Genomic DNA, 12,888 nt, shown 5'->3' on the forward strand with positions numbered 1-12,888 from the left:
TTCTTTATGGGGTAGGCGATCGGCCCTCATCCCGAATTTGGCTGCTCAATGATCGATTTGAATGGATCTCGAAAAGTGGCACAAAATAATAAACTAGATTTCGTTGCGACGAATTCAGTTTTCGCTGGTCTCGATGGCTTCTTTCAGAGCAATATTGATGGCTCTTTTTGTACTGGCTTCCAGGTCATGTTTAATTTTGGTAAGGCTTAGTAAGCATTGGCGAGTATTGGGTGCAAGACGAATGAGAATATCAATGTCGCTATCGCTGTGAAATTGATTGCCCAGCACTGAGCCAAATAGGGACAGTTCTGTGATGTGCCAGCGCTGGCACAATGTGGTAATTTCGAGCATTGAAAGCCCGATTCGTTGTTGGAGTTGGGGATTAAGCTGGGTGCACATAATGGTTTTTCACTATTTTGCTGTGAAGTAATATTAATAACTATCTGTATCGGAATTTGCTGGATTTCAGAATTTCTAGAATAGTCAACTCTATTTGCTTTCGGTTTTTGAAGTCTTGTAAATCCTCAAATTCTGATGGGTTTTGCAGTTAATAGGGGATCGCACATCACATACTTTCGCAGAAAAATTTGCTTCACCTCCAATTTTCTTAATCCTGAAAATCCTCTAATTCTGGAAATTTTTATGGTTATTTCTCGGGGATTTGGTGTGTTTCGCTGATCGTTAACGTATCCTGCTGGTAAGACAAGATCGGGCGATCGCACTCAATCTTCTGATGTTCGTCGATAGAGATCTGGCACCATAGAAAGGTCTGTTTCTTCTGATCCTTTAACCGTAAGCATACCTGTAAGCATCCGGTCGAGCCGATCAATAGATCGACCATAAGTTGAAATCGCTATAACCGTGAGATAAGTAAAATCTCCGTTGTTACTTATGGGATCAAGTTGGGCAAGAACAATATCGCCGACGGTGATGTTGGCATATGCTCTGCCAGCGACATGCCAACAATTCGGTTCTGCTGATATCACTGCTTCGATCCGAAAAACAACTTCCACTACCGTCCTCCTTTTAGAACTGTTAAGAACCTCCGTATCTCAGCCTCGGTGAAGCGTGGTGTATTTTGCAAAGCACTAGTAACCATCTCAGGTGTCCGAATTGTTGATGAAATCTTAACTCCCATGCTACGTAGTGCAGAACGGGCTTCCGCTGCAGTAATAGTCGTGCTGGCTCGACTTGCAAACTGGGCCGGTGCAAGTTCAATAGCAACTTCGCGCTCAAGGGCTGCAAGCCAGTTGCCTTCACTAATCTTTACTCCTGCTAGATCTGCGGGGGTAGCGATATGAAGCACCCCGCGACCATAGTTTTCACCCTCGGTTGCGAAAATAGTCCCCACAACCGGATCGGTGGTTGCTGGAGTCATCCCTGTCCGCTGCAATGACGGGCTTCCTTCAAATCCCGCAGAAGTGCCTCGGAAGTAAACTGCTGTCGCTGGCGCTCCGTCTGCCGCCGCAGCGCCGCGCCTTATCAGGCTTCCAACTTCGTTTCCCGGACCAGGAAGGTCGGGGCTGCCAGGTGGCATAGTTACACCGTACGCGACGCTCGCAGCAAGATAAGCTTTTGTGCCTGTAGCAATAGGCTCTGCTGCTCTCGCAGCGGTGTATTGGATGGTGGTTGAAAGAGAAGGTGCTGCGATGGCGGCGTAAGCCAATCCTCCTGCCGCCACTACTGTGCCCACCCCTATTGCCTTACCGATGTTAGCGGCGTTGTCCATCCTCCGGTATGACTCTTCTAACTTAGCAACCTCTCGTTGACCAAATTTTTTATACTCTGCCTCCACAAACTTGTCCCATCGCGCTTTGGCTCTCTCTGGATGGTACGCCCATTCGAAGGACTGCTCCTGCCCCTCCGAAGTCCAGTCGTAGATGCGGCTATTGATCGCGGCTGCAAGTCTCGTCCCATACTCCTCTTCCGTGGGAAGGGGGTTTGATATTTTTCCTCTTACCGCCGAACCATAGGCGTCAGGTGGAGCTGTCCCCGAAACCTCAATTGTTAGCTCACCAAGGAAAAAATTGCCCTCTTCATCTTGCGGAAAATTATCCGGTGCTTCTGGCTGCGTTCCGAGGGGATCAGCAAGCATAAGGGGATTGCCGAAGGCATAGACGAACAGATTACCTCCACCCTCAATCCCTATTGGATCGCAAGCCGTCCACCTCCCCAACCACGGCGTATAATACCGTGCCCCGTGATAATTAAGCCCGCTCTCCTCATCCCGCTCCATCCCCGTATACCGATACCGCTTCGCTGCCGCCTTGATGCTCTTATCCACCGCCTGATACGAAGTACTCCCGTAGGGATAGTATTCTTCATAGGAAATGACATTCGCTTGATCATCTAGTTCGAGACTAGCCGAACCCAGATGATTGCCGAACTGAAACCGGATGAGTTGCGTGGGAGATTCATCATCGGGATTGGTGATGGTCTTAGTTTCCACCAGGGCAATCCGCTGCTGGTCATCCATGATGTGCAGCGTCTCGCGCTCCAGCGTGACGGTGTTGCCGCTGCCGTTGTATTTGCGGTAAATCTCAAAGCCTCCCAGGTAAATGCGCTCCTCTTGCCGCGACCCGTTCTGCCGCTCAATTACCTTACGCACCCGCTGTCCTGCGGCATCGTAGACATAGTACGCCACACCGCCACCACCCAAATCCACCCGCTGGAGCTGGTCTTTGAAATCCCAATCCATCTGGGTCAGGTGCGGCATCTTCGTCATGCTGCCGTGTTCGTCATATAAATAGCGGGGTGAAACCAACGACAGATCTGGCAGATCGCCCGGTAGGCTAGTGTTGCGTAAGCGATTATTGGTGAGTTCGTAGTCATAGCGCCGAATCCAGGTACCATTATTCGTGCCATTGTCCGCCTGGTGAATCATCCGCAAAATATTGCCCACCGAGTCGTATTCATACTGCTCGGTGTAGTCACGCATAGCACTGATCTCATTGGGGTGGGACAGATTCATCCGTGGAAAATCACTGGAGTTATATTCCGGCTGCGGGTCTGCCACCTGCCCCTTGTGTTCCCGTCCTTTTGCTTGAATCAAGCGATACAGGGCATCGTAAACATACTGGTTACGGGGTGTGACCATCGCATTGTTGAAAAAGACCGTCTGCTGGGCATCATCCCGAATTTCGGTGATGTTTCCCACCGGATCGTAGGTATAGAAGAGGTTTTGAATTCCTTTGGGGCGATCTGCTGTGAAAGGATTACCCCGCTCTGTTCTCAGGAGGATCAACCGGAAGGTTTTGTCGTCGTACTCATAGGTCGTGACCACATCATTGCCATAGCGAATCAACTGGCGCTGCCCTTTCGCGTCGTAGTCAATATTTTTGATGAACGGCGTTGCTGTTGCCGCACCCTGCAAATTCACATCCACTCCATTGAGTAAATTCGCTTCGTTATAGAGGGGACGAATCGTGCTGTTATCCGGTGTGGTCAGGGTAATCGGACGGTTCAACGCATCGTAGACCGTGCTGCTGACAAAAGGTGGTTCATTCTCAAGGGTTGGATTCTGCGACCAGTCCACCCGATCTTTGTAATTCTGGAGCAATTGCCGCGACCCTTCCAGCAGATTGCGCTTGAAGTCATACCTCTGGCTCGTCACCACTCCCGCCCCATCAAACACCTGGTAAACCTGGCCCCGATGGTTTGTGGCACTGCCCTGAGCCTCCCCATAAACCGTCTGCTCAACTAGCTTTTCCCCCTGGGCATCCTGCACAAACAGAGCCAATGGACGCTGAAGCGCATCATAGGTCAGCCGCCGCACAAAACCTCGACTATCCCAGCCGCGAATCGGGTTGCCTGCCACATTATTCAGCATCCAGCGATCGCCCGCATCTATGCTGTAGGAACACAGGTTGTGCCCCAGTAAATCGAAAGCTCGACCGATCGCGATCGGCTTACCATTCGTATCCTTTACCGGCTTACCATCGGCATCCTTTTGCACCACCGCATAAATCATCACCGCATTGTTGCGGGCATCGATCACGGCAACAGTATTGCCTTCCAGATCCAACTCCACCCGTGTCTCATACTTGCCCACGGCTCCGTTATCAGCAATGGTCAAAAACGTGCGCCCCAACGTATCGAGATGGGCGATCGCCGGTGTCGCCGCATGAGCCGCTGCCTTGATTGCCGCCCGCTGCTTTTCTGCATCCGGGCTACCGCTATACTCACTGTGCCAGGTCGGTAGATAATCGCTGTCTGGCAACCGCTGAAAGAACCCACCCACGTTTGGGTCAGTCTTGGGGTCGAGCAGCACCGTATCGTTGACATCCCACGTCACTTGCTGCCAGGGATCGAAGACCACCTTTTCGTAGGTGTGATTTGGATGCAGCGTCGCCACCACCCGTTCCACCGGGTCGTAAAACAGAATCGGCGTCACCCCTGTCATCACCATCTCCGGCTCATCCTCATACAGATGAGTTGAGCTAAAGAACGGTTCGTATTGTTTGACAGGTTTGCCCTTGTTGTTAAAAATCGTCCGCCCATTGCCCACCCAGCGCGGATCGGTTGGGGCAAGTTTGGGTTGACCATTCTCCAAAATCAGGTCACCCGGACGATTGGGATTTGCCGCATTGGCTTCTCGCTGCGGGGCATCCCCCGGTTCCGCCTGAACCTTCTGCTGCACCTCTCGCCCAAACCCATCGGAGTAGCTAAAACTCACCTGCACCTTCGATTGTGCCCCCCCCGGATCGCCGACGTGGGTTTCACGGGCGATCGCCGCTGCTACCGCAGGTTGCTGATCTGTCCTAAACTGCTCCAGGTCATAAATAATCCGCGTCGTCGCATTTCCCAATAACGATGCCGCCATTCCCAAAGGATTTGCCAAAAAAGCATCGATTTCGGCCTGCGTCAGATCCGCCTTAAATCCATCCAGCAAATCGCCCTTTGTCTCTGTCTCTTTGCCCATCACGGCAGTCCCAGCCACCATCCCCAGCGCGTCAAACGCCACCTGAGCGCGATTGTCATTGGGATCAGTGATTTGTTCCGGCTGCATGGTTCGGTAGTTGTTACGAATTCTCACCACATTGGTGAGCGGATCGGGCAATGTATCCCGACTCTCGACCACTAACAGCGCGTAATCGTCGTAGAGCATCGTCGAGATCCCACCAAAGGGATCTTTCATTTGTGTCGATATATAGAAGCGACTGGGATCGAATGACTGCCGTCCTGATGGAATCCACCACACCCCATCCTGCTCAATGTATTTCCCCTCATTCCGCAGCAAATTACTCAATTCGACCGTGCTGATTTTGCTGTCATAAACCTGCGCCAACAACCCTGGTGTAAATGCCAGCTTGTAGCTTTCACAGGGCAACGCCAGCGATTCAACCTCGCCCAGCGGCAGCGGGGTGGGATCGAGCGTATTTGCCTGGTCATTCCGACGGTATAAAGCTCTAACCCGCTCAATCAACCGCTTTTGCAATGTGCCATCGGGAAATTGATCATAGGGAATCTCCGGCGCAGTCACAAATCCAGAGACCTGATCTGCCGCATCTTTGGCATAGAAGTCAGGAATGATAAACTGCTGCCCCGCAGTCGAGGATATTCCGGTAATTTCATAAGTCAGGGTTTCAATTGGCAGTCCCAGACGATACCAATCGGCTTCATTAGGCTTGTTCGTCACCCGATTTTCGGTATAGGTCGCATGGAGCTGCTCTTGCTCTAGATGCTGCGGTGTGCGACGAGGATAGGCGATTGCCACCGACTTCAACACATTGCCAAATTCATCCACCTCTAACACCATCTCATGCCCGATGCGGGGATCAGCGGGATTGCGCTCATAGTGATAGGTCAGCGACTCCCGCGCATGGGTAAAGAACACCGCGTGCTGATTCTGCCCAAAGGACTGCACTGGCTCGATCGTGTAATTCTGCTCTGCCACACTATAAGGATGGGGCTGCTTGGCTGTGCCATCCAGCGCATACACCTCTTGACGCAGCATGGCTCCCTTGAGCGATCGACACGCCTCCCGTTCTTCCTCTAGTGTCAAACCCGTAGGTAATACCGTGTCATCCAGCAGCCGTTGTCCAACCTGCTCTGGAGTTAACCCTGGCTCCTGATAATAGCCACCCCGTTCAGAGGGTAGATGGGCAAAGAAGCTGGAAATGCGATCGCGATCGATATACGCCCCAGTATGAAACCAGGTTTTCGTCAAAATCGGCGGCACATGAAACGCTGCATCCAAATTCGTGGCAGGCAACGTTCCATCCGCCGTGAAAAGCGTGAACTCCTCCGTGTCCCATTGCTCCACCATGCCAAACCCACGAAACTCTCGCTCTACGCCATCAAAATAACCGTGGTGGTAAGCATGGCGAGTGACAAAGCGGTTGCCACTAATGCGATCGAGTGTCTCTACTCGTTCCACCACATGTACCGGAAACGGCAGTTTCGTAATCCACGGCGTACCCGCTAGCTTGTCTTGCAGATAGAACTTCGTGGAAGGCGCATACTGCACAACCGTTTCTGCGCCCATATTGTTCACCGTCTTCAGCAACAGATGCGGCTTCTGACCACCCATCAAGTCGATGTATCGCATCACACGACCAGCATTACCGGGTAGAGGTGAAGACCACACCAGACAGGCTGTACCATTACCCAGTAAATCAATCACGGTTACGGAGGCAACACTGTCGATCGCCGGGAAGTAGCTTAACGTGCGTCGAACTGACCAACCATTACCAGACTGATTGAAGTAGACCTGAACCCCACTCCCACTGAGATAAATGATATCTGTCGTGCCAGAGCCGTCAATATCCGCCAACTGGATGCGTCGCTGATCAAAAATATCCGGTGCATCAAACCAGGGGGCATTATCCATCGTCACCTTGGCACCAAATCGCCCGTAACCCAAATTCGCCCAGTAACACACCTCGCCATTGCGAATTCGCACAATATCCGTCAACCCATCGCCCGACATATCCGCCAGGTGAATCGACTGGGTGCTGTCGGCAAAAATGACTCTGGGTCCCTTTTCTTCATCCCAGGGCTGGCTCACCCGCTCCGCTGCATCAAAGCCATCTTCTGCTAAGGATGGGTGCCAGACAAAGCAATTATCCTCCGTAATCAGAATGTCACTATGACCATCCCCATTCAGGTCAATGAACTTCAGGTTCGGGTTATCCCAATCCAGACTGGGCAGCGACTTGAAGGTGACAAATGGCTCCCATCCCTCTTTCTGGGTACGTTCATAGAAACCAGGGGTTGTACTGCGTAAAGCCACCAAGTCAAGCCGACCATCACCGGCGAGATCGAGAAATTGAGCGCCACTTGCTAGGGCGATCGTAGGCTGACTGGCAACCAATTCCACTGGGGCAAATTTTGCGGCAATATGCTCCGCACCATTATCCCGAACTGAATTAATCGGACTGAGGTTGCGCTTGTAAAACCATCCACCACCCTGTTCCGTCAGAATCCCTGACAAACCCTCCCCATCCAAATCCACCCACTGATAGCGAGTTCCATCCAACCCATTAGGCAGGTTTTCAAGACTTTCGCGATCAATATCTCGCACTGTTTCATCAATGTTGGGTTCACTGTAAGTAAACTCCAGTGGAGGCAGCGATTTTTGGATATAGTTTCCTGTCGAGCTACGTTTGTGGCCCGTCTGTGTGGCTGAAAGCAGGAGTGAATAGATAGGATTGCGAACATCGGTTGGATTTTGTTCGTAAGAATAAATGAAGTCTGTCGATCGCACCAAGCAATCCCGCCTCACCCCTTCTTCTTCTGGGAAATGATGGAACATCAGCACCCGCTGACAGAGACGATAGGTGCGAACTTCAAACCCAGCCCGGTAGGAAGAGAACGGGTCATTACGAACCATCCACATCCCAGAATCACTGGGTTTAGGGTTCACCTGATCATGTTCCCCGTAATCAAACACCACCTCAAACATCCAATCCGTTCGCAGACTCAAATCTTCATTCGGCTGTCGAGGCGTTTGATTGCCGTAGTGAATGTGCTTCAAGTGGCGATTGACCGCTCGATTCTCTGGAGTACGATTACGCTCGTTTGCCTGCGCTATAATGACTCGATCCGAATTTTCCGCTTTGTACTCATAACAAATCGCATTGCCCTTATCGTCATAGCTCTCGCAAATTAACCAGCTAAAGACATGGGTTGAATCATCAGGGTCGGCAATGCGGCTCTGGGTCGTCCTGCCATACAGTGTGGTGATATTGTCTTTAGAAAGCGATCGCCAGTGTGTCTCTCCCGAATCCAGCTTTGTCCAGCGTTCAATCCGGGCAAACAAACCCTCAGTTCGGGGGCGATAGCGCTGAATCTTAAACTGACCATCTGGCGAATCTAAGACCTCCCGGCTGTCGTTTGCTCTCAGTACAGGCATCAGATCTTCCGCACCTGAAAGCATAAATACATCGGATTCCTCCCCATCCCAGTAGCGAGGCAAACCTTTGTCTGTTTTGCGCGTAATCGACGATAGCGAGAGATTCCAGCCCAGCCCAAATATTCCATTACCCGCACCGGAATCATATGAAAGGGATAACTGCGGTCCAAACCCAGAACGACCAGGACTGATAGCAATAGGTACACTCATCGAGCCAGTACCCGTCACTGGGTTAGCAGCAAATTTCTCTCCCATCCCTTTGATGGCTCCACCCCCTTTGGGCAGGGATACAGCAGGAGGCGGAGCATAGTAGCTTTTATCAGCTTCTGTGGCTTGTTTACTGTCGGCTTGAGCGGGGCGATCGAGCATTGAGCCTACCTCCGTAGCGGAAGGAAATGACAGCTTTCAGTCAGCCAAACAAGTTTTAATTCTCTGAAATAATTAGCAATTGCGATAACCCATGCAGGTACTGTCATGAATAACCCTCACATTCTGAGCTATTGGTTGTATTTCAATCAAGTGTGGTTTTGGTATTTTCTGGTGAAGATTTTTCTGATAAATCAAGCCAACTGTCGTTGTAGGTAGTGTTATACACGGTTTTTTAAAATTAAATGAGTTGACTAAAGACGTTACAAAACGTAATAAAAAGTGCTCGATTTGAGCCTTAATTGGATGTGAAAACTCACTAGAGATATTTGAGAACGTCTCCCATGAAACAATCAGACAAACACTAAAAAAACGAACTTAAACCCTAGCTCAAGGAATCGTAGGTTATTTCGCCTGAAACGTCAGCAGAATTTGTCTACTACATGGAAGATGTAATAGGCGTGTACACTCGCCTCCATAACTCTATGCACCCAGTCCTTTGTTTTGATGAAAGCAGCAAATAGTTAGTTAGAGAAACTAGACCTCTTGCGGAATGATAACCCGCTTTCTGGGCATAGGCTCTTAGGTCTTGCTCTTGGCGATAGCGAAGCGTTGCTGTAAAGCAGATTGCACGATTGGTCATCGGCAGAGACTTTGCAATAGATGACAGCTCTCTTGGGTAGTGCTTTTTGTCCCATTTAAAGCTTGAACTGAACCAAACGCAGATTATTAAGTGGCTCTGGCAAGTCACCAAGGGCGGTTCAACCGCTTGGAAGGAAGCTTATGTCCAGTTCAAGCAATTGATGGGAGATGCTGGCAATGAATAAGTTTACTGCCCAGTTGATTGAACTGATTATGCGATCGCTCCCAAATTCATTGGTGGAAGAAATCAACGCTGCCAGCTTGGATGAACTGGATACGAGAGGATTAATTATCTGGGCAGATGGAGATAACGATGAAAACTGAATTCAGTAGAAAAACCCGCAGAAGAGTCAGGAATATTTCCATAGGAGCGATACTCAAGCCGAGCGTTGCAGAACTACGCAATTGTTTGGTTTGATTCGCGGAAAGAGAGGAACCAACTACTTATCCAAGTGGATGAGTTTCGCTCACAGTAACGATTACAGCAGCTTTAGAATAGTGAGCACTATCTACCACGGTAGATAGTGCTCACCCTAAAAGAACCCAAGGAGAAAGCGAGGCAGGGGAGGATAGCTTGGCATTCGTGTTCTGTCGGATTACGGCACACTTCTCTAGTCGGATAAAGTAGCGGGTTCAAGGTCAAACGATATGCAGTCTGAGCGCGAGCATTCCCCCTAACACCACCAATCCGAGCGCCCGACGGAAGTAGTTGACCCCAGCAAACAACTCCTGCCACGCCCAGGTGAACTAAGCACCGAACCCTACTTGCATCGAATCCTGTCTGGAGATTGCTACTGGGTAAAGTAATATCCAATTTTTGTTAAAAAGGTTTCATAACTCATTTATTAAGTAGTCAGACAAAATTAATTACATAATTTTTACCAAATTCTCTCAGAATTTTTTCAACATCTGCAACAAAAGCTTCCCAAGCTTTGTAAGCATCCATATCAATCCATTCATACTTAATAAACCGCCATAAAATTTCAATCAAATTCAACTCAGGAGAATAGGAGGGCAGCTCAAAGATAGTGATATCGCGTTCTTGCCATTCCTCAAGTTTATCAAGAATGGCATCGCTGGTATGAATAGACGATTGATCGACAACAATCACCGTTGGCTTATCCACAGCAGGAAAGAAAGTATCAATGCAAGTGATAACTACATCAGAATTAATGGTTTGCTCTGAGACATAAGTATCAAGATGATTATTTCGATTTAGAATTCCCAAAACATTTAAACGTTTACTATGACGACTAGGGATAGTTAAGTATTCTCCAATAGGTTGCCATCCATAAGGGACACAAGGAATCAGACAAAATCCCACTTCGTCTAAGTAATATAAGTTAATTTTCCCTTGCTCTTCTAATCGCTTAAATTCTTCTAACTGTGCCTTCTTCTGCTCATAGTCTTGAGGGTTGGGTTCTCCTCCTACTGCTCGGCGCATACGATGCCAGCTCATTGAAAGTGTTTTAAGTATTCTTTGAATTGTTTTAGTACTGATGCTAATCCCCCATTCCTCTTTTACCTTTTGTACCACCTGTTTTAATTGTCTTGGCTCTTGTTTCGCCCAGTCTCTAATTTTTGCTTTTTGTTCAGAATTAAAAGTTGGTTTACAGCCTCTTCCGGGTTTGTTATATAGTCCGACTACTCCCTCGGATTCCCACCTATTGAACCAGTTGTAGATTGTCTTGTAGCTTGTTTGGAAAACCTTCATTAGTTCTTCAACTTTTACTCCTCGAGCGGCTAAGATTAGACAATGCGCTCTTTGACGCACCTGATGATGTCGGCTTTGGTGATAAATTCGCTTCAGTAATTTAGCCGAAAGAGGATTTATTTCTCGAAGGAATATCATCTTTAAACTGAATTAATATACAACGTTTTTATTTTAATATATGTTGTTATTGCTTGTGTAACTAATTTTGTCTAACTACTTAATTGTCTCACGAGACATAGATAAAAAGATGGGTTATGAGACACGGTAATATTGGGTTTGAGGCGCGTTGTCTCCGCTCCAGAAATCTGTCTTATAAACGGTCGTTTGTAAACCACCAAACTGAGTTGTGTTAGATATGCTTTTTTTAAGGGACATCAAGTTAAAACGATAGAAAAAGCTAGGAGTCACATGGGTGTACTCAGATATTGCACCTTATCACCTATAGACGGTTCTGTAAGGAGTGAGTGTGATCGCTCCCTTGCCTAGTAGGTCTTACCCACTGCCGTCTGTTTTATCGAACTGTAGTGAGAAAATTACCACAACTGGTAGAAAAGCTAAACTTAAGTTCAGCTGTGTAAACCTTGGCGCATTTCGCTATGATAATTACGGAAAAGTTGATTTGGCTTGGACTAGGTATTACCACAGTCGGATTACTTTCGGGAATTTTCTACCAAACACTTAGTGAAGCTGTTGATCGACATAAATACCCTCCGCTAGGTCAGCTTGTTGATATTGGGGGATTTCGTCTACATCTCAACTGTATTGGTCAGGGTACACCAACAGTTGTCATGGATGCTGGTGGTGGTGCTCCATCGATCACATGGGGCTTGGTTCCACCTGAAATTGCTAAATTTACCCGTGTGTGTACTTACGATAGAGCGGGTTTGGGTTGGAGCGATCCTAATCTCAGGACACCGCGCACGAGCCAGCAAAGCGTTGATGAATTGCATACACTTCTGACCCAAGCTGGGATTAAGCCTCCTTACATTTTGGTTGGACACTCCTTGGGTGGAGCTAATATGCGGCTATATGCAAGTCAATATCCAGAAGATGTGGTTGGATTGGTGTTAGTGGATTCCTCTCATGAATTGAGCATGACATCCGAAACCTGGAAACGTATTAAAAGAGAGTTATGGCTTTATCAAGTTATGAGGGTTGCCAGTCGAGTTGGTGTGTTGCGATTTATTGGAGAACTCAACTTGTTGCCAATTCTGGAACAGATCAAACAAGAAATTAAAAAATATCCGCTAGCAGTCCAAGCTTTGTTTGATACTTACAAATCTTACTGCTATCGTCCTCACTATTGGGCGAGTGTATCTAGCGAATATGCCAACCTAGAAAAAAGTTTTGAGCAATTAGAAGACGTTATATCATTGAATAACTTGCCTTTAATCGTGTTGGTTCAAGGTGTCAAAGCTCCAGCAATGAGTGATGAAAGATTCCAGAGATGGCAGAAACTTCAGTTAGATTTGACTAAACTTTCATCTAATAGCCAATATATCATTGCCGAAAATAGTGGACACCTTATTCCCTTATAGCAGCCCTAAATGAGTTGTGCAAAAGCATCATATTTTTTTAAGTTAGGTCGGTTGAAAAGTTGAAATTTAAAGAAAAATTGAAACAATTTTGGCTCTTCAGTACTTAGTATGCTAATTCAATAATTAAAATGCCAAGTAAGTAAACATCTAATTCGGTAATTTTCAAAATTCCTAAACCCATAAGCAGAGCGTTTAATCAACTTGAGCTTATTGTTAATACCCTCAACAACACCACTCGTAGTTCGGTTGTCAAAGTAAGCAATAATTTCATC

Annotated in this window: 8 protein-coding genes; 3 read left to right on the forward strand and 5 right to left on the reverse strand. The window is 47.9% G+C overall.

The window, feature by feature from the left end; genetic code table 11:
• Positions 1–114: 114 nt before the first annotated feature.
• The 3 genes from NDI42_RS23580 to NDI42_RS23590 all read right to left on the reverse strand — a co-directional run bounded on the left by NDI42_RS23580 (position 115) and on the right by NDI42_RS23590 (position 8,725).
• A complete protein-coding gene (locus NDI42_RS23580) occupies positions 115–399 on the reverse strand; it encodes a nucleotidyltransferase family protein (protein ID WP_190450663.1) in 285 nt (94 codons plus the stop codon).
• Positions 400–722: 323 nt separating this feature from the next.
• Positions 723–1,013, reverse strand: a complete 291-nt coding sequence (locus NDI42_RS23585) for a hypothetical protein (protein WP_190450664.1) — start codon at positions 1,011–1,013, stop codon at positions 723–725.
• The gene (locus NDI42_RS23590; RefSeq protein WP_190450665.1) at positions 1,013–8,725 is read right to left on the reverse strand and encodes a SpvB/TcaC N-terminal domain-containing protein; all 7,713 of its coding nucleotides are present in this window, start codon (positions 8,723–8,725) and stop codon (positions 1,013–1,015) included. Before NDI42_RS23590 ends, NDI42_RS23585 begins: the two co-directional genes overlap by 1 nt.
• 686 nt (positions 8,726–9,411) lie before the next feature.
• Here NDI42_RS23590 and NDI42_RS23595 point away from each other — a divergent pair.
• Positions 9,412–9,549, forward strand: a complete 138-nt coding sequence (locus tag NDI42_RS23595) for a hypothetical protein (protein ID WP_190450666.1) — start codon at positions 9,412–9,414, stop codon at positions 9,547–9,549.
• On the forward strand, positions 9,542–9,688 hold the full coding sequence (locus NDI42_RS23600; RefSeq protein WP_190450667.1) for a hypothetical protein: 147 nt from the start codon (positions 9,542–9,544) through the stop codon (positions 9,686–9,688). The genes NDI42_RS23595 and NDI42_RS23600 overlap by 8 nt, the downstream gene beginning before the upstream one ends.
• Positions 9,689–10,217: 529 nt before the next feature.
• Here the strand turns inward: NDI42_RS23600 and NDI42_RS23605 are convergent.
• Complete coding sequence (locus tag NDI42_RS23605) at positions 10,218–11,216, reverse strand: IS630 family transposase (RefSeq protein ID WP_190450668.1); 999 nt, start codon at positions 11,214–11,216, stop codon at positions 10,218–10,220.
• Between the two features lie 458 nt (positions 11,217–11,674).
• Between NDI42_RS23605 and NDI42_RS23610 the strand changes: the two genes are divergently transcribed.
• Positions 11,675–12,616: an alpha/beta fold hydrolase gene (locus tag NDI42_RS23610; protein ID WP_190450669.1), complete on the forward strand. Its 942-nt coding sequence runs from the start codon at positions 11,675–11,677 to the stop codon at positions 12,614–12,616.
• A 116-nt stretch (positions 12,617–12,732) separates the two neighbouring features.
• Here the strand turns inward: NDI42_RS23610 and NDI42_RS23615 are convergent.
• A partial coding sequence (locus tag NDI42_RS23615) for a transposase (protein WP_190450670.1) occupies positions 12,733–12,888 on the reverse strand: 156 nt, incomplete at its 5' end.

It is taken from the genome of Funiculus sociatus GB2-C1 (genome assembly GCF_039962115.1).
GTDB classification, from domain to species: domain Bacteria; phylum Cyanobacteriota; class Cyanobacteriia; order Cyanobacteriales; family FACHB-T130; genus Funiculus; species Funiculus sociatus.

Bases quoted from the DNA above. Each gene is read 5' to 3' on its own strand.
- NDI42_RS23605 (WP_190450668.1), bottom strand. From the start codon at position 11,216: ATGATATTCCTTCGAGAAATAAATCCTCTTTCGGCTAAATTACTGAAG.
- NDI42_RS23600 (WP_190450667.1), top strand. From the start codon at position 9,542: ATGAATAAGTTTACTGCCCAGTTGATTGAACTGATTATGCGATCGCTC.
- NDI42_RS23590 (WP_190450665.1), bottom strand. From the start codon at position 8,725: ATGCTCGATCGCCCCGCTCAAGCCGACAGTAAACAAGCCACAGAAGCT.
- NDI42_RS23580 (WP_190450663.1), bottom strand. From the start codon at position 399: ATGTGCACCCAGCTTAATCCCCAACTCCAACAACGAATCGGGCTTTCA.
- NDI42_RS23610 (WP_190450669.1), top strand. From the start codon at position 11,675: ATGATAATTACGGAAAAGTTGATTTGGCTTGGACTAGGTATTACCACA.